Raw genomic sequence first — 26,702 nt, 5'->3', positions numbered from 1 at the left:
ACTCGCCCTGTTCGTACTGCCCGTACGGCTCCGCATCACCGTGCTGCCCGTACGTCTCGGCATCACCGTGCCGCTCGTACGGCTCCCCGTCACCGTGCTGCCCGTACGACTCGCCGTGACCGTGCTGCTCGTACGGTCCCCCCTGGCCGTGCTGCCGGCCGTAGGGATCCCGCTGGTCCTGACCGTCGTACCGGTCGCCGCCGCGATCGGGCTCGAAGCCCTCCGGGAGCTCCTGGAACTCCGGCGGAAGGCCGTGCGGGTTGTTCTCGTTGCTCACGACAGCGCCCTCCCCAGTGCCCGTCGGGCCAGCGCGGCGACGGTGCGCCGCAGATGCAGTACGGCCGGCGACAGCACCGGTTGCTCCTCGCCCTCGGGCGCCGGAGCCGGGTCGGGGATGCACGCCGCGGCGACGTACTCGCCGAACGCCGTCAGCGCCTCGCCCTCGAGGCCCCGCTCGCCGTCCCAGTCGATGAGCGAGCCGATCCACCGCTCGGCCTCGAGCGGCCGCAGCGGCATGGGCGCGATGGCGCCCACCGCGCAACGCACACCGCGCCGGGCCGGGTCGAGGACGAGGGCCACGGAGGCCGTGGCGCGGCCCGGGCCGGTGCGGCCGGTCGCCTTCAGGAAGACCTGCGGGGCATGCAGGAGGGGTACGCGTACGAAGCCGATCAGTTCGGCCGGGCCGAGCATCTCCCGGCCGGCCAGCAGGTGCGACACGGGGATCTCGCGGCGGGCGCCGCCCGGGCCGGCGATCACCAGGTCGGCCTCGAGGGCGGCCAGCACCGGCAGGCTGTCGCCGGTGGGCGCTGAGCTGGCGATGTTGCCGCCGAGGGTGCCCGCGTTGCGGATCTGGGGCGGCCCGGCCGCACGCGCGGACGCGGCGAGGGCGGGGATGAGGGCGGCGAAGTCGGGCCGGCCCATCCGGGCGTGGGTGAGGCCGGCGCCGAGCAGGGCGTGCCCGTCCTGGTAGCGCCAGCCGCGGATCTCGCTGATGCGGCCGAGGCCGACGAGGCCCGCAGGGCGGAGCTGGCCCTTGTTGACCGCGGCCATGAGGTCGGTGCCGCCGGCGACGGGGACGGCGGCGGGCATGGCGCTGAGCGCCGCCACGGCCTCGTCGAGCGAGGCCGGCAGCGTCACCGACTGTGCCGTTCGCGGTGCGTGCGTGGTCACCAAGCTGCCCCTTCCCGGTGTCCCGGCTGTCCCGCCTGTGTTGCCGTACCGTACGTGCTCACAGGCCGGACGTGGCAACTCTGGCACATCTTCCGGGCGGACCGTCGGGAGGGTCCGCGAAGGGCACATCCGCCCCACACGTGCAGGCCCGCGACAATCGTCCGGTTTCGTACTCCCGTACCGCCGCGGGCGGATTGCCGTTCTTCAGCGGCGCTTGTACGCCTTTCTCCTTGCCGTGCCACTCTCCTACCGTCTCAGGGCCGGGGCCGCCGGGAGGCGGCCTCCGGCCGGGCTCACACGTTCGGGGGCACCCCGTCGATCGGACGTCCGGCGACGCCGGGGCGCCGCTGCCACGGCAACGGGCCGCCGGGGGGCCGGTAGTGGACCCCGAGCGCGTCAAAGCGCGCGTAGTGGGCGGTCATTCGGCGTTCGAAGTCCGCGAAGTCGCGCTCCTCGGACGGGGGCAGCGTGGACCAGGCGACCTCGGCGAACGCGGCGAGCCGCGGGAAGACCTGGTAGTCGACGCGGGCGCTGTCCTGCATCACCTCGGTCCACACGTTTGCCTGGGTGCCCAGTACGTGCCGGGCGGCCTCCGGGGCGAGCGCCGGTGGTACGGGCTCGAAGCGGTAGACGTCCTCGAGGGTGCGTACGTAGCCGATGGGCATGGGCTCGTCGTCGCCGGCGGCCTGCCGGTGGTCCAGGTACACCTGCTGCTCCGGGCACATGACGACGTCGTGGCCGGCCTCCGCGGCGGCGATGCCGCCCCGGTATCCGCGCCAGGAGGAGACGGCCGCGCCGGGCGCCAGACCTCCTTCGAGGATCTCGTCCCAGCCGATGAGGCGGCGGCCACGGTCGGTGAGCCAGCGGTCGAAGTGCCGGACGAACCACGACTGGAGCTCGTCCTCGTCGGCCAGGCCCTGTTCCTTGATGCGCGCCTGGGCGGCGGCCGACGCCTTCCACTGGTCCTTGGGGCATTCGTCGCCGCCGATGTGCACGAAGGTGGACGGGAAGAGACCGAGGACCTCCTCGAGCACGCCCTCGTAGAAGCGGAGGGTGGTGTCGGTGGGGGCGAGTACGTTGGGGTTGATGCCCCAGTTGTCCCAGACGGTCAGGGAGGCCGTGTCGATGACGTCGGTGTTGCCGAGTTCCGGATACGCGGCGATGGCGGCCTGCGAGTGCCCGGGGATGTCGATCTCGGGGACGACGGTGATGTGCCGTTCGGCGGCGTAGGCGACGATCTCCCGGATGTCGTCCTGGGTGTAGTAACCGCCGTGGGGGGCCTCGTCCCAGAGCGGTGAGGCCCGGTGCCCGTATTTGGTCCGCGACCGCCAGGCGCCCACCTCGGTCAGCCTCGGGTGGCGCTTGATCTCGATGCGCCAGCCCTGGTCGTCGGTGAGGTGGAAGTGGAAGACGTTGAGCTTGTGTGCGGCGAGCAGGTCGAGGTAGCGCAGCACGCCCTCCTTGGGCATGAAGTGCCGTGACACGTCGAGCATGAGGCCGCGCCAGGAGAAGCGGGGCGCGTCCTCGATGAACGCGCCCGGCACCTCCCAGCGCCGGCCCGCCGCCACGGGCGCCTTGCGGTACGTCTCGGGCCCCAGGAGCTGACGGAGTGTCTGCACGCCCCAGAACACTCCGGCGGCGCCACCGCCGTGCACCGTGATGTCGTCGCCGTTGACGTACAGCTTGTAGCCCTCGGGACCGAGATGCCCGGCGTCCGCGGTGTCGACGCGCAGTCGGATCGTTTCTCCGTCATCGCCGGCTCCGGATGCCAACGGCAGCCCGGTGGCCGCGCCTACGGTACGGCGCAGCCATCGCGCGGCCGCCTCCGTGCCGGGGCCCGCGTCCACGACGGTCGACTCGTCCAGGACGAAGCCGCCTGCGGACGGGTTGGAGCGCACGACGCGCGGCGTCGGGATCAGGTTTGTGGAAGTCATCGCGTCAGTCCTTCACCGCGCCGCCCAGGCCGGAGACCAGACGTCGCTGAACGAGTACGAAGAAGACGAGCACCGGCACGGTCATCACGGTAGAGGCCGCCATGATCCCGCCCCAGTCGTTCTCGTCCGGCTTGACGAAGACCAGTAGCGCCATCGGCAGCGTCGACTGCGAGGTGTCGCTGATGATGAACGACTTGGCGAACAGGAAGTCGTTCCAGGTCGAGATGAACGAGAACACGCTCGTCGCCACCAGCCCGGGGAAGACCAGCGGAAAGAGGATCTGCCACAGGAAGCGCGCGCGGCTCGCTCCGTCGATGTAAGCCGCCTCCTCCAGCGCCTCCGGAACGGCCTTGACGAAGCCGCGCAGCATCCAGATCGCGAACGGCAGCGAGAAGGCGATGTGCGGCAGGATCAGCGAGCCGAGGGTGTTGAGCTGTCCGAAGTCGCGCATCAGGAAGAACAGCGGAATCGTCAGCGCCTCGATCGGAACCATCTGCGCCACCAGGAACATGATGAGCAGCGTCGTACGGAACCTGAAACGGAACCGGGTGACGGCGGTGGCGGCCAGGAAGGCGATCAGCGCGGAGGCGACGACGACCGTGCCGGCGACGATCAGGCTGTTGACGAAATACCTGCCGAATTCCTCCTGTTGGAAGACCCGGCGGAACGAGTCGAGCGACGGGGAAAGGGTCCACGGCTTCGCGTCCGTCGACTGGATCTCCCCGGCGGGTTTGAAGGCGGAGAGGACCATCCAGTACAGCGGGAAGGCGACGACGATCGCGATGACCAGCGCCGCGGCCTCCGCCAGCAGCCGCCCGGGGCGCCGCACCCTCAGCGGCGCGGGAATCAGGCTCATATCTCTTCTCCCTCACGGCGCAGCAGCCGCAGATACACGAGCGTGACCGCCAGCAGAATCAGCAGCATGACGACGCCGATCGCGGAGCCCAGGCTGTACTGGGAGGACGCGAAGGCCTTCTGATAGGCGTACACATTGAGCACGAGATTCTGTCCGGCGATGCCTCCGCCGTTCGTCATCACATAGATCTGGGTGAAGACCTTGAAGTCCCAGATGACCGACTGGATGGTGACGACCACGAGAATGGGCCGGAGCATCGGCGCCGTGACGGACCGCCAGATGCGCCATTGCGAGGCGCCGTCCAGCGAGGCCGCCTCGAGCACCTCTCCCGGAATGGCCTTGATGCCCGCGTACACGGTGACCATCACGAACGGGAAGGAGCACCACACGACTTCGAACATGACGAGGGCGAAGGCGCTGAGGCGCCCGTACGTCCAGGAGAAGTCGCCCAGTCCCAGCATCCGGTTGACGGGGCCGTAGTCGGGGTCGAAGAGGAAGACCCACACGGTGGAGCCGGTGATGGCCGGGGTCGCCCAGGCGCCGAGCGCCGCCAGCATCAGGGCGAGCCGCGGCAGGGCGCGTACGCGGGTCAGCAGGACGGCCAGGGCGCAGCCGACGGCGAGTGTGGAGACCACGCACGCGGCCGCGAAGAGGACCGTCGCGAGGAGCACCTGCCAGAACTGGCTGTCGGCGAAGAGCGTCCGGTAGTTGCCGAGGCCCTGGAAGGTGGTCGGTTCACCGCCGCTGACCTGTGCCTGTGTGTATTCCAGGAAGGAGATCAGGCCGAGCTGGTAGATCGGGTAGACGAGCAGTCCGGCGAGCACCACGAGGGCGGGTGCGAGATAGAGCCAGGGCGTCCAGGCCCCGCTGCGCCGTGCGGGCCGGGCCGGGGGCGCGGTCGTGTCCGGCGGGCGGGCCGTGGTCCCCGCGGGGACCACGGCCGGCTCCGCCGCGGTCTTGTAGGCCATGGGTCTCAGCCCGCGTCGGTGAACGCGGCGTCCATCTTCTCCGCGGCGTCGCTCGAGGCCTCGGCCACGTCCTTCTTGCCGCTGACGATCTCCTGGAACATGGTCGGCAGGACGAGCGAGGCGTCGATCCGGCCCCAGGCGGGCGAGGCGGGGACGAACTTGGCGCCGGCGCCGAGCGTCCGGATGAAGGGCTCGACGAACGGCTGCTTCTTCGCCGCCTCGGCGCGCACATCGGTGTACGTGGGCAGGAAGCCCATCGCGTCGAAGAGCTTGCCCTGCGACTCCTTGCCCGCGAGCCGCTTCATCAGGTCCACCGCCAGGGTGCGGTGCGAACTGCTCTTGAGCACGCCGACGTTGTTGCCGCCCGCGAACGCCGGGGCGGTCTCACCGGCCTTCAGCCCCGGCAGCGGTACGACCGCGTACTTGCCCTTGACCGCGCCGGCCTCGACGGCCTGGTGGCTGAAGTCGCCGCCGATCGCCATGGCCGCGTTGCCGGCGGCGAAAGCGGTGACGACGGCGTTGCCGCCCATGGCGGCGCACTTGGCGGCCGGGCAGTTGTCGTCGCCGAAGAGGGACGTATAGGCCTTGATGCCCTTCTGTGCGGCCGGGCTGTCGATGGCGGACTCGTAGGAGCCGCCGTTCTCCTGTGCCAGTTCGCCACCGTGGGCCCAGATGAACGGCATCGCGCCGTAGGTGTAGGCGCCGCCCACGGCGAGACCGTAGAGGTCCGGCTTCTCCTTGTGGATCTTCTTCGCGGTGGCGATGAGCTCGTCCTGGGTCCTGGGCACCGCGATGCCGAGGTCCTTGAAGACGTCGGTGCGGTAGTAGAGCGCGCGGACGCCGACGAAGAGAGGCGCTCCGTAGACCTTGCCGTCGACCGTGACGGACTGCTTGGCGGTGGGGTCGGTGTCCTTGGCCTCGTCCCAGGCGCCGAACTCGGCGCTGACGTCGGCGAGTCCGCCGTCCTTGACGTAGCCGGCGGTGTCGGTGTTGCCGTACTCGATCAGATCGGGCGCGCTCTTCGGGTCGTTGAACGCCGCCTTGATCCTCTGGGCGCGGGTCTCGACCGGTATGTACTCGACCTCGACCTCGGCGTCCTTGTGCGTCTTCTCGAACGCGGCGACCGCGGCGTCGACGACCTGCTCCTTGGGCTTGTTGTTGACCTCCTGGAACAGCCAGACCCGCAGCGTGCCGCTCTTGTCGTCCTGCTGGGCGCTGTTGCCGGAGGTCTGCGGGGCACAGGCGGTGGCGGTGACGCCGGCCAGTGCGAGTGCCGCGGCGGTGGCGGCGACTCTGGAGAGGAGCTTCATGCGTGATCCCTACGAAGTGGGCGTTGCAACATATGCAACGAGCGTTTCGTCATGCACAACACGCAGGAGGCTAGGCCCGCTTGAACGGCCCTACAAGAGGGGCGCAAGAGGTCTCAACCACTCTGTGACCGGCAAAAGCACCCTGTGCAACGGCACACCGCACGCAAACGGCCCCCGGGCGCGCCGAAGCGCGTCCCGGGGGCCGTTGTGCAGGCTGAGGCGGAGGAGTTACTTCTTGTCCTTGCCGCTGCCGCTCTTGCCCTTGTCCTTGTCGCCACCGGCGCCCATGGACTCGTAGATCTCCTTGCACATGGGGCAGACCGGGTACTTCTTGGGGTCACGCCCCGGCACCCAGACCTTCCCGCACAGTGCCACCACGGGAGTGCCGTCGAGGGCGCTCGCCATGATCTTGTCCTTCTGGACGTAATGGGCGAAGCGCTCGTGGTCGCCGTCGCCGTGCGACACCTGGGGTGTCGGCTCTACGAGGATCCCCGTGCCTGTCCCGCGCTCGGGCTCAAGAGTGCTCATGGGCTCCAAGGGTACTCATCGCGCGCCCTCTGCGGGAGCAAGGCCCCGCCCGCCCTTGCCCCGGGCCGGGTCAGTTCATGCTCGGGTCGTCCGGATACGTGGCGAACATGGCCAGCTCGTTGCGCTGGCGCCGCAGCACCGAGCGCCACAGGCTCTCCGGCCGGGGCGAGGACACGTCCCCCGGCTCGGACTCGACGACGTACCAGGCGCCGTCCTGCAACTCGTCCTCCAGCTGGCCCGGACCCCATCCCGCGTATCCGGCGAAGATCCGCAGGGAGCCGAGGGCGCCGCCGAGCAGTTCGGGGGGAGCCTCCAGGTCGACGAGGCCGATCGCGCCGTACACCCGACGCCATCCGAGGGGGCCCTCGTCGCCGGGGATCACGGCGACGCCGAGCGCCGAGTCCAGGGCGACAGGGCCGCCCTGGAAGACGACGCCAGGCTCACCCGCCAGCGCCGCCCACGACTCCAGGATGTCCTCCACGACCACCGGGGTCGGCCTGTTGAGAATCACACCGAGGGAACCCTCGTCGTCATGATCGAGCAGCAGGACCACCGCCCGGTCGAAGTTCGGGTCCGCCAGGGCGGGCGCGGCGACGAGCAGCCGTCCTGTGAGCGAGGACACCTCGGTCATGCCAGACATGATCCCGCATCTTTCCCCTTCGCGGAGCCCGAGCGGCTCACTCGCCGCCGCCCGTGCGATGGGCGCAGCTCAGAGGGCGGAGCCCCCGACAGTTGTCCGAAGGGTGGGACGGTGACCGTGCGCGAGGCCCGGCGGACGGAGCGTGTTGTGCCCGATTCATTACGGCCGAGAACGGTCCGCGGGCTTACAACTAAGGGGCTCTCCCCCCTTACCCTTTCCTCTGGCCCCCCGTCCGATCCTCCTCCTGGCTCCGCCTGGGGGACCACTTCCGGAACGCGAGATTCATGACCGGCACTGACGATGTACTGCTTGTCCACGGCGGAACCCCGCTCGAGGGCGAGATCCGCGTCCGCGGCGCGAAGAACCTCGTGCCCAAGGCGATGGTCGCGGCCCTGCTCGGCAGCGAACCGAGCCGGCTGCGCAACGTGCCGGACATCCGTGACGTCAGAGTCGTACGCGGGCTGCTGCAGCTGCACGGGGTGACGGTCCGCCCCGGTGAGGAGCCGGGCGAGCTCGTCCTCGACCCGACGTACGTCGAGAGCGCGAACGTCGCTGACATCGATGCCCACGCGGGCTCGTCGCGCATTCCGATCCTCTTCTGCGGACCGCTGCTGCACCGCCTCGGCCACGCCTTCATCCCCGGCCTCGGCGGCTGCGACATCGGCGGCCGGCCCATCGACTTCCACTTCGACGTGCTGCGCCAGTTCGGCGCGACGATCGAGAAGCGCGCGGACGGGCAGTACCTGGAGGCTCCGCAGCGGCTGCGCGGCACGAAGATCCGTCTGCCGTACCCGTCGGTCGGCTCGACCGAGCAGGTGCTGCTCACGGCCGTGCTCGCCGAGGGCGTCACCGAGCTGACCAACGCCGCGGTGGAACCGGAGATCGAGGACCTCATCTGCGTACTGCAGAAGATGGGCGCGATCATCTCCATGGACACCGACCGGACGATCCGGATCACCGGTGTCGACAAGCTCGGCGGCTATACCCACCGTGCCCTCCCGGACCGCCTGGAGGCGGCGTCCTGGGCGTCGGCGGCACTGGCCACCGAGGGCGACATCTACGTACGCGGCGCCCAGCAGCGCTCGATGATGACGTTCCTCAACACCTACCGGAAGGTCGGTGGCGCCTTCGAGATCGACGACGAGGGCATCCGCTTCTGGCACCCCGGCGGCCGGCTCAAGTCCATCGCGCTCGAGACGGACGTCCACCCCGGCTTCCAGACCGACTGGCAGCAGCCGCTGGTCGTCGCCCTCACGCAGGCGACGGGGCTCTCCATCGTCCACGAGACGGTGTACGAGTCCCGGCTCGGCTTCACGTCCGCGCTGAACCAGATGGGCGCGCACATCCAGCTGTACCGCGAGTGCCTCGGCGGCTCGCACTGCCGCTTCGGCCAGCGCAACTTCCTGCACTCCGCGGTCGTCTCCGGCCCGACCAAGCTCCAGGGCGCGGACCTGGTCATCCCCGACCTGCGCGGCGGCTTCTCGTACCTGATCGCGGCACTGGCCGCGCAGGGCACGAGCCGCGTGCACGGGATCGACCTGATCAACCGCGGCTACGAGAACTTCATGGAGAAGCTGGAGAAGCTCGGCGCGAAGGTGGAGCTGCCCGGGGGCCCGATCGTCTGACGGCCCCTACGACGCCGACGGCCCCCACGGAGCGCATCCGCGGGGGCCGTCGCCGTCTGCGGCCGCCTGTGCCGCTGCGCGGGGGCCTTTTCCCCACCTCGCCCCGTCCAACCGGGGCCCGACCGGACCCGTCACCGCGCTCCGCGCGGTCTTTGGGGGCTCTGCCTCCCAACCCCCGCGCCTCGAACGCCGGCGGGGCTGGAGTTGCAGGGGGCACCTCCCACGGCCGCCGGGCCGTAGGGGGAGATCGAGGGCACCGCGCGGAGCGCGGTACGGGACCGGGCGGAGCCCGGTTCGGGAAGGGGCGGGGAGGGGAACACGCCCGCCGCAGGCGCCCACGCCCCCGCACACGCAGAAGGGCGGCCACCCCGCACGGGGTGGCCGCCCTCACGCTGCCGAAGGCCTTACTTGCCCTTGGCGGCTTCCTTGAGCTTCGAGCCCGCGGAGACCTTCACGCTGTAGCCGGCCGGGATCTGGATCGGGTCGCCGGTCTGCGGGTTCCGAGCGGTGCGAGCGGCACGGTGGGTGCGCTCGAAGGTCAGGAAGCCGGGGATGGTGACCTTCTCGTCGCCCTTGGCGACGACCTCGCCGACGGTCTCGGCGAGAGCGGCCAGAACGGCGTCGGCGTCCTTGCGGGTCACCTCGGCGCGGTCGGCCAGCGCGGCCACCAGCTCACTGCGGTTCATTTTGTTACTCCCGTGTTCTTCTTGCCTGTGAGGCGTGGATCGAAGCCGATGCTGCCAGGGCCCTCGGACAGTCCCCGGACCCGGGTCTGCTGTCAGACCCCTCCGCGCCCGCGGGACTTCCCCCAGGACGCAGGTCCTCGGGGAAGCATCCTGCCCCCACCAGCGGCGGGAAAGCCAATCCGGCACCCTCCGGAGTCACACGAAGGCCACCACTGCCTCATCGTGGTGACGTTCCGTCGACTCCCTGGAGACTCGTCGGAGCGGGCGTGCCGGGGCCGCGTGCTCCCTGATCCGCCACCCTAAAGGGGGGTTTGCAACCCCGCGACCCGCGACGCGCCGTATGTCAGTGGGACGTGGGGCCTGTCACAGTCGGGCCTGCGGCCTTCGCGGCGTCCCGGACGGCGCCCGCGACGGCTCCGGCGACCTTGTCGTTGAAGACCGAGGGGATGATGTAGTTCGGGTTGAGTTCGTCCTCCGTGACGACGTCCGCGAGCGCGGCCGCGGCCGCGAGCATCATCTCGGTGTTGACGGTGCGGGACTGGGCGTCCAGCAGGCCGCGGAACACACCGGGGAAGACCAGCACGTTGTTGATCTGGTTGGGGAAGTCCGAGCGGCCGGTGGCCACAACTGCCGCCGTCTGCCGGGCGATTGAGGGGTCGACCTCGGGGTCGGGGTTCGCGAGCGCGAACACGATCGCGTCATCGGCCATGGCCGCGACGTCGTCCGCGCCCAGCACGTTGGGCGCGGAGACGCCGATGAAGACGTCCGCTCCGACGACCGACTCCTTGAGCGTGCCGGTGACACCCTCGGGGTTGGTGTTGTCGGCGATCCACCGCAGCGGGGAGTCGGGGGTGGCGTCCACCAGGTCGGCGCGGTCCGCGTGCACGACGCCGTGGATGTCGGCGACGACGGCGTGCTTGACGCCGGCCGCGATGAGGAGTTTGAGGATGGCGGTACCGGCCGCCCCGGCGCCGGACATGACCACACGCACGTCGCCGATCCCCTTGCCCACCACGCGCAGCGCGTTGGTCAGGGAGGCGAGGACGACGATCGCCGTGCCGTGCTGGTCGTCGTGGAAGACGGGGATGTCGAGGGCCTCGCGCAGCCGTGCCTCGATCTCGAAGCAGCGCGGCGCGGAGATGTCCTCGAGGTTGATGCCCGCGAAGCCGGGGGCGATCGCCTTGACGATCTCGACGATGGCGTCGGTGTCCTGGGTGTCCAGGCACAGCGGCCAGGCGTCGATGCCGGCGAAGCGCTTGAAGAGGGCCGCCTTGCCCTCCATGACCGGCAGTGCGGCCTTGGGGCCGATGTTGCCGAGGCCCAGCACGGCGGAGCCGTCGGTCACCACTGCAACGGAGTTGCGCTTGATGGTCAGGCGGCGGGCGTCCTCGGGGTTCTCGGCGATCGCCATGCAGACCCGCGCCACACCCGGGGTGTAGATCATCGACAGGTCGTCACGGTTGCGGATGGGGTGCTTGGACGCCATCTCGATCTTGCCGCCGAGGTGCATCAGGAACGTACGGTCGGAGACCTTGCCGAGGACGACGCCCTCGATGTCGCGCAGACCCTCGACGATCTCGTCGGCGTGCGCGGTGGAGCTTGCGGCGATCGTGACGTCGATCCGCAGCTTCTCGTGGCCGGACGCGGTCACGTCGAGGCCGGTTACGGAACCGCCGGAGGACTCCACGGCCGTGGTGAGCTGGGAGACCGCGGTTCCGCTCGCGGGCACCTCCAGTCGGACCGTCATCGAGTACGAGACGCTGGGCGCCGTTGCCATGACCGGGTTCCTCTGCTTTCCCTAGCTTCATTGCTGTGCGGTACCGCACCTGAGGCCCGGCAGCGCTGTGAAGATGGTGACACCTACCCGCCGGTAGCAGGTAATGCGGTCATATTGTTTTCGGAAACTGTTTTCCACCATACGAGAAAGCGCCCGGAAACTGAAGAGGCCCGCGTCACCGGTCGAGGTGACGCGGGCCTTCTCCGCGTAAGTAGGTGGCACCGACCCGCCATGCTCGCCTCGCGGCAAGTGGTCCCTCTAAGGGACGAAGGTTGGGCCCGGGGGCTTGGATCGAGCCGGTGCCGTACCCAGGCTAACGCACCGCCCCGGGAAGTGATTCCCGCATCGCGGGCCGACTTCGGCAGCGGCCCGGGACAGCGCCGGGCGGCACCCGGCGGAGCACCGTGACAGCGCCCGTCGGCACCCGCCCCGAGCACCCGGACAGGGCCCGGCACGGCCTGCCGGAGGCCTGTGGACGGGTCCGCGCCACCTGCCGCGGGAGCCGCGGCCGGCGGGACGCCCGCTCAGTCCCGCAGCAGCTCCGGCACGCCCTGCGCGTCCGGCTGGTCACGGCGGCCGGAGACCACCGTGAGCTGCTGCGTGGCCCGGGTGAGCGCCACGTACAGCACCCGCAGACCGGCCGGGCTCTCGTCGGCGATCTCCGCCGGGGAGACCACGACCGTCGCGTCGTACTCCAGGCCCTTCGCCTCCAGTGAGCCGAGGGCCACGACCCGCTCGCCCAGGCCGGCCAGCCAGCGGGCGGCCTGCTCCCGGCGGTTCATGGCGACGACGACGCCGACGGTGCCCTCCACCTGCTCCAGCAGCCGCTCCGCCTCCGCCCGTACGGACTCGGCGAGCTCGCCGCCGTCCGGTACGACCGCGAAGCGCGGCCGCACTCTCGTGGAGCGGACGGCGGAGGGCGAGCGCATGCCCGGCATCGCCAGCCGGAGCACCGTGGCGGCCAGCTCGGCGATCTCGGCCGGGTTGCGGTAGTTCACGGTCAGCTCGAAGCGGCGGCGCGGGCGGCTGCCCAGCGCCTCGTCACGTGCCTCTGCCGCCTCTTCCGGCGATGACCAGGACGACTGGGCCGGGTCGCCGACGACCGTCCAGGTGGCGTGCCGGCCGCGGCGGCCGACCATCCGCCACTGCATGGGCGTGAGGTCCTGCGCCTCGTCGACGATGACGTGCGCGTACTCGGTGCGCTCGGCCGCCAGCCGCTCGGCCCGCTCGCGCTGTGTCTCCTCGCGCTGCGGCATCAGCTCCTCCAGACCGGTGAGCTGGTCCAGAGGGTCGAGCTCGCGCCGCTTACGGGGACGGGCGGGCGTGCCGAGCAGGGTGCTCAGCTCGTCGAGGAGTGCCACGTCGTGCACGGAAAGGGCGTCGCGGCGCAGGGAGCGGGCCAGCTTGCGCACCTCGCCGGGGTTGAGCACCCGGCGTGCCCAGCGGCCGAGGCGGCGCTCGTCGCCCATCGCGGCGAGCACCGCGCGCGGGGTCAGTTCGGGCCACCAGGCGTCCAGGAACGCGATGAAGCTGTCCTCGCCGGTCACGTCCTCGTCGAAGGAGGACCGCAGCTCGGCGGCCAGCTCCGGGTCGCCCGGGTGGCGGCCGACGGCGCCCGACCTGGCGTACAGCGCGTCGAGGAGCAGCCGTCTGGCCCGCGGGCGCAGCAGGTTGACGGGAGCGCTTCCGCCGAGCACGTTGTGGCGGATGCGGCGGAGCTCGTCGGCCTCCAGCTCGAGCCGCCGGCCGAAGGCCACGACGCGCAACCGCGAGGGAGTGCCCGGCGCAGCCGCCGGCTCCTCGCCCAGGGCGAGCTGTCCGTTGCGCGGTGCGGCGTCCGGCGTCTCGAGCGCGCCTCGCGCGGCGTTGCGCAGGACCTTCAGCATCCGGGAGGAGCCCTTGATGCGGGCGACGGCCGGTTCGTCGTACACCGTCGCCTCAGCGCCGTCGACCAGGGAGCCGACGGCGCGGATCGCGACCTGGCCCTCCTCGCCCAGGGACGGCAGCACGCCCTCGGTGTAGGCGACGAGCAGCGGCGTCGGGGAGACGATGAGGATGCCGCCGGCGTACCGGCGCCGGTCCTGGTAGAGCAGGTAGGCGGCCCGGTGGAGCGCCACCGCCGTCTTGCCGGTGCCGGGGCCGCCCTCCACGTATGTCACGGACGCGGCGGGGGCGCGGATGACCAGGTCCTGCTCGGCCTGGATGGACGCGACGATGTCCCGCATGGTGTGGCTGCGGGCCTGGCCGAGCGCCGCCATCAGGGCGCCGTCGCCGACGACGGGCAGTGTCTGTCCGTTCAGCGTGGCGGTCAGCTCCGGGCGCATCAGGTCGTCCTCTACGCCGAGGACCTTGCGGCCCTTGGAGCGGATGACCCGGCGGCGCACGACACGGCCGGGGTCGACCGGGGTGGAGCGGTAGAAGGGTGCCGCGGCCGGGGCGCGCCAGTCGATCACGAGCGGGGCGTAGTCGGAGTCGAGCACGCCGATCCGGCCGATGTGCAGGGTCTCGCCGATCTCGGCCGTGTTGTCGGGGCGTACGGCGTCGTCCGCCGGCTCGAGGGAGGTGAAGGCGCCGTCGGGGCCCTTCTTGCCGTCCTTGCCGTGGAGCAGGTCGATCCGGCCGAAGAGGAAGTCCTCGAATTCGTTGTTGAGGCGGTTGAGGTGGACGCCGGCCCGGAAGACCTGGGCGTCCCGCTCGGCGAGGGCGCCGGGGGTGCCGACCTGTCCTCGCTTGGCGGCGTCGTTCATCAGGAACTCGGCCTCGTGGATCTTCTCCTCGAGTCGCCGGTACACCTGGTCGAGATGTTCCTGTTCGACACCGATCTCACGGTCTCTCACCGTGTCGGCGGCGGAGCCGACCACGGATCCGACAGCGGCATCCTGCGCGGCCACCGAGGCCCCCTTCTGACGTGCACTGGGCAGCCGTCAACCGTACGGCAAGTGGGCAGGTTAATGCACCTGCCCCGGCCGTGGGGGGCGGGTGCGAAGGCCCACGAGAGGCGGCGGCCCGTGGAAGGCCGGACACACCGAGGTGCCGCGGAAGGCCGCTGGGGTGCCGAGGGGACGTGGACATGCGGATGCGGCCGGGGGCCGCACAGCTCCCCGGCCGACGGTGGGACGGCCGCCGGCTAGGCGTCGACCTCCACCAGCCGTTGCCCGTCGAACGTGCGGACCTCGAAGTGGTCGATGTCGCCCGGGTCCATCGCGGAGCCGCCGTGGACGTACAGAGGGTTCTTGGCGTCCTTGTGGGGGCTGTCGGGGATCCCGTAGCCCCACTTCGGCACGGCCCAGGAGGTGACGACCTCCTCCTCACCGGTCTTGGAGACGGCGATGAGGTTGCACTTCAGGGGGCCCTTGACGTTCTTCAGCTCCAGGACGGCGTGGGTGCCCCAGCCCTTCTTCTCCATGCCGACGACGGCGCTGACCTTGGTGGTCGCGTCCGTGGCCCGGACCTTCTCCTCCATGTGGTTGAAGAAGGCGTCCTCGGCCGGGCTGGTGGGGTGCGGGTCGGCGCCCGCCACGGTGCTGCCGGTGTCGTCGGCGGTGACGACCACGGCGACTGCGGGGCCGCCGATGATCAGCGCCGCGGCCGCCGCGAGCAGGTACATGCCGCGCCGGCGCTTGTGGGCGCGCTTGACGGCGACCTCGTTGAGCAGCCCGTCGAGGACCTTGGGGCTCGGGGAGGTGGGCACCACGGGGACGGCACGGGGCGGCGGGAAGTCGGACATGCCCGGCATCCCGGGCAGGCTGTAGACGTTGCTCTGCGGCGGTGCGGGGGCGGGCGCCTCCGCCAGCATCGCGAGCATCGGCTCCATCCCCGAGAACTCCTCGAGGTGGGCGGCACAGATGTCGCATCCCGCCAGATGCGCCTCGAAGGCGGAGGCGTCCGCTTCGTCGAGCACGCCGAGCACATATGCGCCCACCGCGTCGTGTACGGACTCCTGCTCGTACATGGTCATGCCGAGACCCCCCTCTCCTCCAGAGCGAGCTTCATGGAACGGAGCGCGTAGAACACACGGGACCGCACGGTCCCGCTGGGTATGCCGAGCGTTTCGGCCGCTTCATTGACCGTACGCCCCTTGAAATACGTCTCGACAAGAACTTCCCTGTGGGCGGGCGTCAAATCATCGAGTGCATCCGAGAGCGTCATCAGCCACAACGCCTTGTCGATCTCGTCCTCCGCGGGCATGACCTCCAGCGGCGACGGGTCGACCTCCTGCGGCCGGGCCTGCCGGCTGCGGTGACCGTCGATGACGATGCGCCGGGCGACCGTCACCAGCCAGGGTCGGACAGAGCCGGTCGCCCGGTTGAGCTGGCCGGCGTTCTTCCAGGCACGGATGAGCGTCTCCTGTACGACGTCCTCGGCGCGCTGGCGGTCGCCGGCGACGAGGCGCAGTACATAGGCGAGCAACGGTCCTGCGTGTTCACGGTAGAGGGCACGCATCAACTCCTCGTCGGGCACGGAGGTGTCGATACGTGGCTTCTCACTGCGATGGCGGGCCCGTTGCGGACGGTCATCGGCCACGGCGGCATCCTTGCGCACCTGAACCTCCCGGTCGAGACCCTGTTTTTCACGGCTGGCTGCTTGTCCCTCTTCACTACGGGGACAGCGGGAGGTTCACTCAACGCCGCCGAAGAAATTTCAAGATTCTTTGACGGAGGCCTTCCTGCGGTGTCTCGCCACCCGCTCGCGGTTTCCGCACACTTCGCTCGAGCACCAGCGGCGCCGCCTGCCCCGTGAGGTGTCCAGATAGACGCGGCGGCAGTTGTCGCCCTCGCACTGCCGCAGCCGCGAGCGGGCGACGGGATCGGTGAGGAGCTCCACCGCGTCGCGGGCGACGAGAGCGAGCAGGGCCGCGCACTCCGGGGAGGCGCACAGCGCCCGTACCAGCGTGCCTTTGCCGTTCTTCACGGCCCTGATGCCCGGAGGCGCGTTCTGTGCACGGGCGTTGAGGAGCTGGAGGGCGTCGTCCACGCTGCCTTCGTCCGGTCCGGTGCGCACCAACCGGTCTATGCAGTCGCGCAGTTCGACGAAACGTGCCACCCAGGTGCCGTCGACCCCGTGCAGCGGCGTCCCGGCGGGGACAAGACCGGCGCCGACGAGCCAGCGCGCCAGTCTCCCGGTGTCCGCGAGCGGTTCGGCGCCGCCGGCCCGGCGGTCCGGCTCCTGCGCCGTCGCCACCAGGTCCAGGCAGACGCGCCCGGAGTCGAATCGCCATTGGGACGGGTACGGACCCGCGCCCACAGCTGTCATGCGCCTGTCACCGCCTCGGGATCACCGTCGGGTGTCCCCACCAGAGTGCCTGCCCGACGGTGCGGCCGGAAGCCCTCATCGAGACGTGGACGCACGGACATGGGGATGCGACGCTCGCCCATGTCCCGTACGAGGACGGGCCGGTTGACTGGTCCCATGACACAGAACAGGGGTGCAGGAGCGGTCCTCGCGGCGGCGACCGTGACGACCGGGCTCATCGCGGGCGTCTGGTTCGCGTTCACGGTCTCGGTGATGCCGGCGCTCGGCCGCAGCGACGACCGGACCTACGTCGAGGTCATGCAGAACATCAACGAGGTGATCGAGAACCCGGCCTTCTTCGCCGCGCTCTTCGGCGCGCTCGTCCTCTCGGCCGTCTCGGCGTGGCAGCAGCGGCGTACGCCCAGGGGCCGTTGGGTGACCGCCGCGCTGGTCCTCTACGTCCTGGTGTTCGTGGTGACGTCCGCGGCGAACGTACCGCTCAACAACGAACTCGCCGCCGCGGGCGCCCCGGACACCATCGCCGACCCGGCCGCCGTACGGGAGGCCTTCGAGGACCCGTGGGTGCTCTGGAACACGGTGCGCACCGTGCTCACCACGGCGGCCCTGCTGTGCCTGTGGCGTGCCACGTCGCTGCCGCGCACGGCACGCCCGGACCAGGCGGGTCAGGCGTCGGCGTACTTGGCGTCGGACGCCGGGTCCAGGGCCAGCCGGTAGCCGCGTTTGACGACGGTCTGAATGATCTTGGGGGTGCCCAGTGCCGTGCGCAGCCGGGCCATGGCCGTCTCCACCGCGTGCTCGTCCCGGCCGGCGCCCGGCAGGGCGCGCAGCAGGTCGGCGCGGGCGACGACCCAGCCCGGCCGTTCCGACAGGGCCCTCATCAAGGCCATCCCGGCGGGCGGCACCGGGCGCAGTTCGTCGTCGACGAGGACGGCGTGGCCACGGATCTCGAGCCGGCGGCCCGCGACCGGGAACGTACGGGCGCGGGCGGGCAGCTCGACACCGAGCAGCTGCACCAGCGGGCCGAGTCTGAACCGCTCCGGCTGCACCGTCGGGACGCCGGCCGCCTGCAGCGGCACCGCCGTGACCGGCCCGACGCAGGCCGCGAGGACGTCGTGGTCCAGGGCGGCCAGGAGGTCGGTCAGCAGACCGCGGGACTCCGCACGGTTGAGGAGCGACGCGGCGGCCGGGGCGCTGGTGAAGGTGACGGCGTCCAGGCCGCGGGAGACGGCCGCGTCCAGCAGCCGGTCGAGCGGGGCGAGGTCCTCCGGCGGCATCCAGCGGTAGACGGGTACGAGTACGACGTCCGCGCCGGCCGCGCGCAGCGATTCGACGAACCCGGGCAGCGGCTCACCGTGCAGCTGGAGCGCGACCCGGCGGCCCGCCACTCCCTCACCGAGCAGCCGGTCCAGTACCTCCGCCATGGACTCGGAGACCGGCGACCACTCCTCGGTGAGGCCCGCCGCGCGGATGGCGCCCTTGACCTTGGGTCCGCGGGCCAGCAGCTCGGCGCCGCGCAGCCGGCCCAGCAGTTGCTCCCCCAGCCCCCATCCGTCGGCCGCCTCCACCCAGCCGCGGAAGCCGATGGCGGTGGTGGCGACGACCACGTCGGGCGTGTGGTCGATCAGTTCCTTGGTGGCGGCGAGGAGCTCCGTGTCGTCGGCGAGCGGAACGATGCGCAGCGCGGGGGCGTGCAGGACGGTGGCGCCCCGCCGCTGGAGCAGCGCGCCGAGCTCGTCGGCCCGCCTGGCGGCGGTCACGCCGACGGTGAAGCCCGCGAGGGGGCCGTGCGGTTGGCCTTGGTCGTGCATCTCGGTCGTCCCCACTGGAGTGCCCTGATGGCCGGTGCCATTGAACGGTGAACGGGCGACCGAGCCTGTCAAAGGCGCGTGACAGGCCCGGTTCGCTCATATTTCACCGTCGTTACGTACTCCGCTCGCTCAGACCCGGGCGTAGACCGGTTCGGCGCCCGCTTCGGCCTCGGTCCCCGTCTGCCCGTCGCGGACCGGCACCACGACGGGCCGGCGAAGGTATACCGCCCAGGTGACGACCGAGCAGACCGCGTAGAAGGCGAGGAAGGAGACGAAGGCGGCGGTTCCGGTGCCCGCAGTCTGGAACGACTGCCGGAAGGCGAGGTTGATGGCGAGCCCGCCGACGGCGCCGACCGCGCCGATGAGTCCCATCGAGGCTCCGGAGAGCCGGCGCCCGTAGGCGGCCGCGGTCTCCCCGGTCATGCCCTTGGCGAGCGCCTTGTTCTGGAAGATGCCGGGGATCATCTTGTACGTCGAGCCGTTGCCGAGGCCGCTGAGCACGAACAGGGAGATGAATCCGACGAGGAACACGGCGAGGGACTGCTGCACCGAGGCGGCGATGACCACGGCGGTCGCGGCGGCCATGCCCACGAAGTTCCACAGCGTGATGCGCGCCCCGCCGAAGCGGTCGGCGAGCGCACCGCCCAGCGGCCGGATCAGGGAGCCGAGCAGCGGGCCGATGAAGGTCAGGGAAGCCGCCTGGAGCGGGGTGCGGCCGAACTGGGTCTGCAGCACGAGGCCGAAGGCGAAGCTGTAGCCGATGAACGAGCCGAAGGTGCCGACGTAGAGGAAGGCCATGATCCAGGTGTGGCCGTCCTTGGCCGCGTCGATCGCCGCGCCGGTGTCGTTCTTCACCGGGGCGAGGTTGTCCATCCACAGCGCGGCGCACAGCGCGGCGAGGATGATCAGCGGCAGGTAGATGCCGAGCACCAGCCGCGGGTGGGCCGCGCCGGCCGTACCGATGATCAGCAGCGCGACCAGCTGGATGACCGGAACGCCGATGTTGCCGCCGCCCGCGTTGAGGCCGAGCGCCCAGCCCTTCTTGCGCAGCGGGAAGAAGGCGTTGATGTTCGTCATCGACGAGGCGAAGTTGCCCCCGCCGACACCCGTGAGGGCGGCGACGGCGAGGAACGTCGTGTACGAGGTGCCCGGCTCCATCACCAGGTACGCCGCGGCGGTGGGGAGCAGCAGCAACAGGGCGCTGAAGATCGTCCAGTTCCGGCCGCCGAATTTGGCGACGGCGAACGTGTACGGCACCCGGATCACCGCGCCGACGACGGTCGCCGTGGCGATCAGGAAGAACTTGCCGGCGGGGTCGACCCCATACTCGGGCCCCATGAAGAGGACCATCACCGACCACAGGCTCCAGATGGAGAACCCGATGTGCTCACTGAGCACGGAGAAGGCGAGGTTGCGCCGTGCGACCCGCTCCCCCTTGGTCCGCCAGAAGGTCTCGTCCTCGGGGTCCCACTCTTCGATCCATCGGCCTGCCATCACGCGCCTCCACCTGTTTCCGATCGTGGAAGCGACGTTATGGACGGCGGGTTTCAGGCCGGTGCCAGGAGGTGACCGGCGCGAAACCTTGCTCTCACCCGTCGGTCAGGCCGTGTGTGAGCGGCGCCGCCGTGGCTCTCCGTTGGGCCACAGCCGCGGCCGGCGCTTGGCGGCGAGGTCCTCGGCCCAGCCGAAGACCAGGACGCACCCCGCGATCAGCGCCCAGGCGAGCAGCAGCACCGGTACCCAGCTCTCCAGCAGCCAGGGGGCCTGCTCCGCGAGGAGGTCGACGTCCCACATGGCGTCCCACAGCGCCGCCGCGCCCAGGATGCACACGTTGTGCCAGAGGTAGACGGTCACCGCCCGCGCGTTGAGGAGCGTGATCAGGCTGTCCCATTGCCGCAGCTTCGGCGGCCACGACTCCCACGACGGACTGAAGTGCAGCAGCAGCATCACCGCGCCGAGCGACCAGAGGGCGTCGGCCGGCGGGATGCCGTCGAGCTCGGCTCCCGAGCCGAAGCCGTTGCGGCGGGCCCACCAGATACCGGCCAGCATGACGAACGGCGCGACGGAGGGCACGAGGTAGCGCGGCAGGCGGGCCAGGACACCCTCCTGGCGGGCCATGCCGAGGATCCAGCAGGCGCCGAAGGTGGTGAAGTCGGTGAGCGCCGAGTCGATGCGTTCCGGCATGGAGAGGTACCCGGCGGCCAGCCCGAAGGACAGGGCGAGCGGCGCGGCGAGGGTGGCCCACGGCAGCTTGCGCAGGCAGCGCAGCAGCAGCGGCGACAGGAGCACGAACCACAGGTAGGCGCGCAGGTACCAGAGCGGCTCGGCCAGGTCGCCGGCCCACCCGGCGGCGAGGAACGGCGGGTCGCTCAAGGGCAGGAGCCAGAAGACCGCGGAGGGTCCGGGGCGCCATCCCTCGACGATCATCGCGGTGACCGCCGCGGCTCCCAGCACCCACAGCGGCGGCAGCAGCCGCCGTACCCTGCTGCGGATCACCTCGAACGCCGGCCGGGCGAGGGAGCGTGCCATCAGTGACCCGGCGAGGGCGAACATCACGCCCATGGACGGGAAGACGAGCGGCAGCCAGGCCCAGCCCACCAGGTGGTAGAGCACGACCCGGAACAGGGCGAGCGCCCGGAGCAGGTCGAAGTAGCGGTCCCGGCCGCCCGCGGGCACCGGGGACGTGCCCCCCGACTGCGGCGGCGCCGTCTGCGGTGAGGTGTACGGGGTCATGCGACGGGCCTCCGCTCCCCGGCGCGCTGCCGCTGCTGGACGACTCCGGGGGCCTCGACGGCCCCGGTGCGCCGCAGTTTCTGCCAGCGCAGCCGGCCGCCGGTGAGCGCGGTGATCCAGGACTGGAGGAGGACCACGTACATCAGCTGGCGGTAGAGGATCTGCTGCAGCGGCAGGGAGACGAGGTGGACCATGCGTTCCTTGTCGAGCCGGAAGGCATAGGCGGCGCAGACCGCCTGGATGGCGAGTACGCCGAGCCAGGCGGCGATGGTCTTCTGCGTCGGGCCGAAGACCAGCCCGTACAGCAGGAAGACGTCGATCAGCGGCGCGAGCAGCGGGGCGAGCACCATGAACAGGGAGACCAGGGGCAGGCCGACCCGGCCGAAGCGGCCGGAGGGCCCCTTCTCGACGAGGGCACGGCGGTGCTTCCAGATGGCCTGCATGGTGCCGTAGCTCCAGCGGTAGCGCTGGGACCACAGCTGCTGCACGGACTCGGGGGCCTCGGTCCAGGCGCGTGCCTTCTCCGCGTAGACGACCCTCCAGCCGTCGCGGTGCATGGCCATGGTGATGTCGGTGTCCTCGGCGAGGGTGTCCTCGCTCATGCCGCCGACGCGCTCGAGGGCGGTGCGGCGGAAGGCTCCGACGGCGCCGGGGATGGTGGGCATGCAGCCGAGCAGGTCGTACATGCGGCGGTCGAGGTTGAAGCCCATCACGTACTCGATGTGCTGCCAGGCCCCGATGAGCGTGTCGCGGTTGCCGACCTTGGCGTTGCCGGCCACCGCGCCGACGCGGGGGTCGCCGAAGGGCTGCACGAGTTCGCGGACGGTGGACGGCTCGAAGACGGTGTCGCCGTCCATCATGACGACGATCTCGTAGCGGGCGTTCCTGATGCCGTTGTTGAGGGCGGCGGGCTTGCCCGAGTTGGGCTGCCTTACGACCCGGACGCCGCGCAGGCCCATCGCCTCGACGATGTCGGCGGTGCCGTCACTGGAGCCGTCGTCGATGACGATGACCTCGAGGGGGTGGTCGCTCGCCATGAGCGAGCGGACCGTGTTGGCGATGCACTCGCGTTCGTTGTACGCGGGGACCAGCACGGACACCGGCCGGGTGATGGGAGGCCCCCAGCTGAATCCCTTCCGGCGCACCTTGCGGGCGTGCGCGAAGGAGAGGATCAGCATCAGCCCGAAGCGGGCGAAGACCAGCACGCCGATCACGGCGAGCCCGACGACCATGACCTCCGTGGTGTTCTCCGAGACGGCGACGGCGCCGACGAAGGCCTTGCCCTTCCACAGTTCCGGTCCGGTGACCGGGCTGTGGGCGCTGGGCACGCCGAGCGCCTCCGTGAGGTTGGTGAACCGGTAGCCGCGTTCCTTCATGTCGGGCAGGAAGCGCTCCAGGGCCGCGACCGTCTGGGAGCGGTCGCCGCCGGAGTCGTGCATCAGCACGATGGAGCCCTGGGTGCCCTCGGGGGTGGCGCGCTTGATGATCGCGTCGACGCCGGGGCGCTTCCAGTCCTCGGAGTCGGTGTTGTTGAAGGCGGTGATGTAGCCGCGGGTGCCGATGTACTGGGTGACCGGCCAGGACTCGTTGTCGAGGGCGTCGGAGAAGGAGGAGTACGGGGGACGGAAGAGGGAGGTGCGGATGCCCGCGGCGCCGGCGAGCGCCAGCTGGTTCTGCGACAGCTCCCAGTCGATACGGTCGGTGGACTGGAAGGACAGGTCCGGGTGGTTGAAGGTGTGCAGGCCGATCTCGTGACCTTCGCGCACCATTCGTTCGACCAGGTCCGGGTGGCGCGAGGCCATGGTGCCGGTGACGAAGAAGACGGCATGCGCGTCGTACCGGGCGAGGGCGTCGAGGACCTTCGGCGTCCAGACTGGGTCCGGGCCGTCGTCGAAGGTCAGCACGAGCCGCTGGTCGGGCACGCTGAGCGCCTTGGGGTTGTGCTTGTCGCGCGCGTCGATGACGGGTCCGCCGTCGAGTATGTGCTGGGGGACCTGGTCCGTGGGGGCCGGGGGCCGGACGCGGTGGTCGGCGAGGATCTCGCTGTGCACATAGCCGCGCAGCATCAGCATCGCGAGCAGCGCGACGAGGAAGAGCACGGGAAGCAGATAGCGCATGGGCAGTCTGCGGCGTACGACGCGCTTGGGGCTCCGCCGTCGCGGAGCCCCTGGGACGGGGATGGTCATCTACAGTGCGCCTTCTTGCACGGGCTGTCCGGGAGTATCACTGGGCGCCACGGAGGTACCGGGGCCCGTGGGAGGGCTGACGGCCGGGGCCGGAGCGCTGTTGCGGGGTGCGCCGGGGCTCGCGGCCGGGCCGGTGGTACCCGGCCCGCGGGACGGCTGCTGGGGGGTGGTGGACGTCGAGACGGACGGCGGCACGTCAGGCAGCGGGCTGCTGACGCCCGCGCTGCCCGACGGCACCGGCAGGGCCGCGCCGGCGGAGTCGGAGGGGGCCGGGACGCCCGGTGGGGCGTTCGGCGTGGGCACCGTGGACACGAGGTCGGTGGGCGCGGGCTGGATCTCCACGTGCTCGGGCTGCTTCTCCCCGGCCGAACCGAGGCCCGGCATCCAGGGCGCGCTGGAGTTGCCGCCGAGGAGGGCGGCGACGAGCGTAATCGCGTAGACGGCGCACGCGGCGGCCAGGACCCAGCCGATACGGCGGAACTTCTTGCTGCGCCGGCCGCTCTCGTCGACGAAGACAGGCCCCTCCGCGCTGTCCTGTGGGGCGATCGGCTCCACCGGAAGATCGCGCAACTTCCGCCCGAGGCCGTCGAGTTGAATCGTCACCTCGTGCGGTTCGTGCGTGTGACCGGTACCGATGTCTTCTTGCCAATTTTCCATGGCTGGTGGCACATCCCCCCACTGACTGGAATCGGGTGCGCGCACAACCGGCCGGCCGCGTTCGAATTCGGGTCCCCAACCCTCTCCGAGCGCTTCTATCCCACTCACTCACCCGGTCCATGAATGTAGCGCAACCTGCTGCACGTCGCGCGCCACGCTCAGCGGTTGTCACACATCAGCGACATATCACGTTCCGGCAACCACCCGTCGGGCACCCTTTTCAGCCACCCCTCGCGCGCGGCGAGTTCGGCCGCCGCACGCCGCAGCGCGTCGAGACCGGGATGCCGCAGCCCGGCACGCCAGACCATCGACAGCGGCGACAGCGGAACGGGGTCGACTATCGGCCGAAGGACCGTCCCCGGCATGGCCGGAAAGCCCACGACCGCGAGGACCGGGTTGCGGGTCTTCGCCATGACCCGCCGGAACTCCTCGACCCCCACGGCCATGGGTGCCGGCGGCGCCACGGCGATACCGCGGCCCGCGAAGAGAAGCCGCGCCAGCTCCGTCCACTCCAGCGTCCTGGGGTTGCCCGCACCGGCATATACGGTCTCACCCGCGAGTGCGTTCAACTCGATCCGGTCGGAGTGGGCCAGCGGATGGTCGTCGGGCAACAGGACCGCCATCGGCTCGTACCGTACGGGCTGCTGGGCGAGCAGCGCCTGCCGGCCGGCGTCCAGGCCGGCGAACCGGCCGAAGGAGACATCGAGACGCCCGGCGGCGATCTCGTCGGCGGCTCCGGTGAGCCCGCTCTCGAAACGGGCCATCAGCTCGCAGTCGGGGGCCAGTTCACGGGCGCGCTCCAGGATCCGGCCCGAGGTCATGCCCGCGCTGTTGAGGTCGACGAGCAGCGGCCGCGCGGCGCCGGAGGCGGCGGCGAGCAGTTCGTCCTGCGTCTCGAGCACCCTCCGCGCATACGGAACCAGCCGCTCGCCGTCGGCCGTGAGGGCGACCTGCCGGGTGGTGCGGACGAACAGGTCGACGCCCAACTCCCTTTCCAGCCGCCGGACGTCACGGCTCAGGGCCTGCTGGGCGACGTAGAGGCGGGCGGCGGCGCGGGTGAAGTGCAGCTCGTCGGCGACGGCGACGAACGCGCGGAGCAGCCTGGGTTCCAGATCACGGGGCACAGCGCATTCAACAACACAGGTGCGTGAACGGCCACCGAGCAGGTGTTGGACGGGCCGCGGGGGCGGCGGCGAGGGTGGAGCCATGCCCAGGCCAGCCACGCCCTCTCCAGCCGTGCCCCGCTCCCCCGCGTCCCGTCCCGCCCGCTCCGGGGACACGGCGTGCGCGCCCCTGCTCGCGGTCACCGGCGACTCGCTGGTGCTCGCGCCGCGCCGCGGGACCGGCTCGCCCACGGCGGCCTTGGCCCCGACCGGCCGGCCGCAGGGCCCTTACCGGCGGCTGTTCTCCGTACCGGGCACACGCGCCTTCACCGCCGGGAACCTCGTCGCCCGGCTCCCCATGGGGATGTTCAGCGTCAGCGCCGTCATCATGATCGCCGGGTCCCGAGGTTCCTACGCCCTCGCCGGGGCCGTCACCGCGACCGGCCTTGCCGCCACCGCGCTGGTCGCTCCCTGGACGGCGCGGCTCGTCGACCGGTACGGACAGGCGCGGATCGCCGTCCCCGCCACGGCCCTGGCGGTCCTCGGATCGCTCGCCCTGCTGCTGTGCGTACGCCTCGACGCGCCCGACTGGACGCTCTTCGCCGCCTACGCCGCCACCGCCACCACCCCCAACACCGGCGGCATGTCACGTGCCCGCTGGGCGCATCTGTACCGGGGCGACGCGGCGGCACTGCACACGGCGAACTCGTTCGAGCAGGCCGCCGACGAACTCTGCTTCATGCTCGGCCCCGTTGTGGCCGCGTTCCTCTGCTCCGCGCTCTTCCCGGAGGCAGGCACGCTGGTCGGCGCGGTCCTGCTGCTGACGGGCGTGCTGATCTTCGCGAGCCGGCGCTCCACGGAGCCGCCGGTCGCCCCGCGGGTCCCGGCCGGCTCGCCGCTGCGGACCGCCGGCATGCCCGCGCTGCTCCTCGTCCTCCTCGCCACGGGCGCGGTCTTCGGCTCGATGGAGGTCGTCACCATCGCCTTCGCCGACGGCCCGGTCGCGGGTCCGGTCCTCGCGCTCCAGGCGGCGGGGTCCTGCGCCGCGGGCCTGCTCTACGGCCGGTCCCGCCGCGCGGCGGGCCTGCCCATCTGCCTCGCCGCGATGGCGGCCCTGATGTCGCTGCCGCTGCTCGCCGCCGTGGGCACCGGGTCGCTGCCGGCGGTGGCGGGGGCGCTGCTGGCCGCCGGGATGGCGACGGCCCCGACGATGGTGACGGCGATGACCATGGTCCAGCGGCTGACCCCGCAGGCGCAGATCAACGAAGGCATGACCCTCGCTGTCACCGCTCTGCTCGGCGGCGTCGCGGCCGGCTCGGCGAGCGGCGGGTACGTGGTGGAGCATCTGGGTGCGGCTCAGGGCTACGCGATCCCGGTGTGCGCCGCGGCGCTCGCGCTCGTACTGGCGTGGGCGACGGCCGAGGACACGAAAAAGGCCCGGAAGCCGTAGCCGCCGAGCCTTCGTCGT

At 71.1% G+C, this 26,702-nt stretch carries 22 protein-coding genes; 3 read left to right on the top strand and 19 right to left on the bottom strand.

Going from position 1 to position 26,702, the window contains the following annotated elements:
- Positions 1–273: 273 nt before the first annotated feature.
- The 7 genes from ACTMTU_RS23570 to ACTMTU_RS23540 form a co-directional block, all read right to left on the bottom strand.
- Positions 274–1,170, bottom strand: a complete 897-nt coding sequence (locus ACTMTU_RS23570; RefSeq protein WP_189467389.1) for an FAD binding domain-containing protein — start codon at positions 1,168–1,170, stop codon at positions 274–276.
- Positions 1,171–1,463: 293 nt separating this feature from the next.
- On the bottom strand, positions 1,464–3,104 hold the full coding sequence (locus tag ACTMTU_RS23565; RefSeq protein ID WP_441265473.1) for a beta-N-acetylhexosaminidase: 1,641 nt from the start codon (positions 3,102–3,104) through the stop codon (positions 1,464–1,466).
- Positions 3,105–3,108: 4 nt separating this feature from the next.
- Positions 3,109–3,960 (bottom strand): carbohydrate ABC transporter permease, encoded by an 852-nt coding sequence (locus ACTMTU_RS23560; RefSeq protein ID WP_441265472.1) that lies wholly within the window; start codon positions 3,958–3,960, stop codon positions 3,109–3,111.
- On the bottom strand, positions 3,957–4,928 hold the full coding sequence (locus ACTMTU_RS23555; RefSeq protein ID WP_441265471.1) for a carbohydrate ABC transporter permease: 972 nt from the start codon (positions 4,926–4,928) through the stop codon (positions 3,957–3,959). Before ACTMTU_RS23555 ends, ACTMTU_RS23560 begins: the two co-directional genes overlap by 4 nt.
- A 5-nt stretch (positions 4,929–4,933) precedes the next feature.
- Entirely contained in the window at positions 4,934–6,238 is a 1,305-nt protein-coding gene (locus tag ACTMTU_RS23550; protein ID WP_441265470.1) for an extracellular solute-binding protein, read from the bottom strand.
- A gap of 228 nt (positions 6,239–6,466) precedes the next feature.
- Complete coding sequence (locus ACTMTU_RS23545; RefSeq protein WP_441265469.1) at positions 6,467–6,766, bottom strand: DUF3039 domain-containing protein; 300 nt, start codon at positions 6,764–6,766, stop codon at positions 6,467–6,469.
- 70 nt (positions 6,767–6,836) lie between these two features.
- Complete coding sequence (locus ACTMTU_RS23540) at positions 6,837–7,397, bottom strand: YqgE/AlgH family protein (RefSeq protein ID WP_037774528.1); 561 nt, start codon at positions 7,395–7,397, stop codon at positions 6,837–6,839.
- A gap of 293 nt (positions 7,398–7,690) precedes the next feature.
- On the opposite strand from ACTMTU_RS23540, the gene murA reads away from it, so the two are divergent.
- On the top strand, positions 7,691–9,031 hold the full coding sequence (gene murA, locus ACTMTU_RS23535) for a UDP-N-acetylglucosamine 1-carboxyvinyltransferase (protein WP_053557247.1): 1,341 nt from the start codon (positions 7,691–7,693) through the stop codon (positions 9,029–9,031).
- Between the two features lie 404 nt (positions 9,032–9,435).
- Here murA and ACTMTU_RS23530 read toward each other — a convergent pair whose 3' ends face one another.
- From ACTMTU_RS23530 to ACTMTU_RS23505, 6 genes are all read right to left on the bottom strand, one after another.
- Positions 9,436–9,717, bottom strand: coding sequence for an HU family DNA-binding protein (locus ACTMTU_RS23530; RefSeq protein ID WP_004571953.1), 282 nt, complete (start codon positions 9,715–9,717; stop codon positions 9,436–9,438).
- A 343-nt stretch (positions 9,718–10,060) separates the two neighbouring features.
- Positions 10,061–11,494, bottom strand: coding sequence for an NAD-dependent malic enzyme (locus ACTMTU_RS23525; RefSeq protein WP_441265468.1), 1,434 nt, complete (start codon positions 11,492–11,494; stop codon positions 10,061–10,063).
- A gap of 524 nt (positions 11,495–12,018) precedes the next feature.
- A complete protein-coding gene (locus ACTMTU_RS23520; RefSeq protein ID WP_441265467.1) occupies positions 12,019–14,385 on the bottom strand; it encodes a HelD family protein in 2,367 nt (788 codons plus the stop codon).
- Between the two features lie 236 nt (positions 14,386–14,621).
- Positions 14,622–15,452, bottom strand: coding sequence for an anti-sigma factor family protein (locus ACTMTU_RS23515; RefSeq protein ID WP_441265466.1), 831 nt, complete (start codon positions 15,450–15,452; stop codon positions 14,622–14,624).
- Complete coding sequence (locus ACTMTU_RS23510; protein WP_005316925.1) at positions 15,449–16,036, bottom strand: sigma-70 family RNA polymerase sigma factor; 588 nt, start codon at positions 16,034–16,036, stop codon at positions 15,449–15,451. Before ACTMTU_RS23510 ends, ACTMTU_RS23515 begins: the two co-directional genes overlap by 4 nt.
- A 99-nt stretch (positions 16,037–16,135) precedes the next feature.
- Positions 16,136–16,747 (bottom strand): CGNR zinc finger domain-containing protein, encoded by a 612-nt coding sequence (locus ACTMTU_RS23505; protein WP_441265465.1) that lies wholly within the window; start codon positions 16,745–16,747, stop codon positions 16,136–16,138.
- 156 nt (positions 16,748–16,903) lie between these two features.
- Between ACTMTU_RS23505 and ACTMTU_RS23500 the strand changes: the two genes are divergently transcribed.
- Positions 16,904–17,461 (top strand): anthrone oxygenase family protein, encoded by a 558-nt coding sequence (locus ACTMTU_RS23500; protein ID WP_441265464.1) that lies wholly within the window; start codon positions 16,904–16,906, stop codon positions 17,459–17,461.
- On the opposite strand, the gene ACTMTU_RS23495 is transcribed toward ACTMTU_RS23500, so the two are convergent.
- The 6 genes from ACTMTU_RS23495 to ACTMTU_RS23470 form a co-directional block, all read right to left on the bottom strand.
- Positions 17,410–18,555: a uroporphyrinogen-III synthase gene (locus ACTMTU_RS23495; protein WP_441265463.1), complete on the bottom strand. Its 1,146-nt coding sequence runs from the start codon at positions 18,553–18,555 to the stop codon at positions 17,410–17,412. The genes ACTMTU_RS23500 and ACTMTU_RS23495 overlap by 52 nt on opposite strands.
- Positions 18,556–18,684: 129 nt before the next feature.
- Entirely contained in the window at positions 18,685–20,049 is a 1,365-nt protein-coding gene (locus ACTMTU_RS23490) for a nitrate/nitrite transporter (RefSeq protein ID WP_441265462.1), read from the bottom strand.
- A 105-nt stretch (positions 20,050–20,154) separates the two neighbouring features.
- A complete protein-coding gene (locus ACTMTU_RS23485; RefSeq protein WP_441265461.1) occupies positions 20,155–21,288 on the bottom strand; it encodes an acyltransferase family protein in 1,134 nt (377 codons plus the stop codon).
- Positions 21,285–23,405, bottom strand: coding sequence for a glycosyltransferase (locus ACTMTU_RS23480; protein ID WP_441265602.1), 2,121 nt, complete (start codon positions 23,403–23,405; stop codon positions 21,285–21,287). The genes ACTMTU_RS23485 and ACTMTU_RS23480 overlap by 4 nt, the downstream gene beginning before the upstream one ends.
- 69 nt (positions 23,406–23,474) lie before the next feature.
- Positions 23,475–24,131, bottom strand: a complete 657-nt coding sequence (locus ACTMTU_RS23475) for a hypothetical protein (protein ID WP_441265460.1) — start codon at positions 24,129–24,131, stop codon at positions 23,475–23,477.
- Between the two features lie 158 nt (positions 24,132–24,289).
- Positions 24,290–25,255 (bottom strand): LysR family transcriptional regulator, encoded by a 966-nt coding sequence (locus tag ACTMTU_RS23470; protein WP_441265459.1) that lies wholly within the window; start codon positions 25,253–25,255, stop codon positions 24,290–24,292.
- 82 nt (positions 25,256–25,337) lie between these two features.
- On the opposite strand from ACTMTU_RS23470, the gene ACTMTU_RS23465 reads away from it, so the two are divergent.
- Positions 25,338–26,684 carry an MFS transporter gene (locus ACTMTU_RS23465; protein WP_441265458.1) on the top strand — a complete coding sequence of 449 codons (1,347 nt, stop codon included), beginning with the start codon at positions 25,338–25,340 and terminating at the stop codon, positions 26,682–26,684.
- Positions 26,685–26,702 lie beyond the last annotated feature (18 nt).

The organism is Streptomyces sp. OZ13 (genome assembly GCF_052068155.1).
Taxonomy (GTDB): domain Bacteria; phylum Actinomycetota; class Actinomycetes; order Streptomycetales; family Streptomycetaceae; genus Streptomyces.
This window is presented reverse-complemented; position numbering and strand designations above follow the sequence as displayed.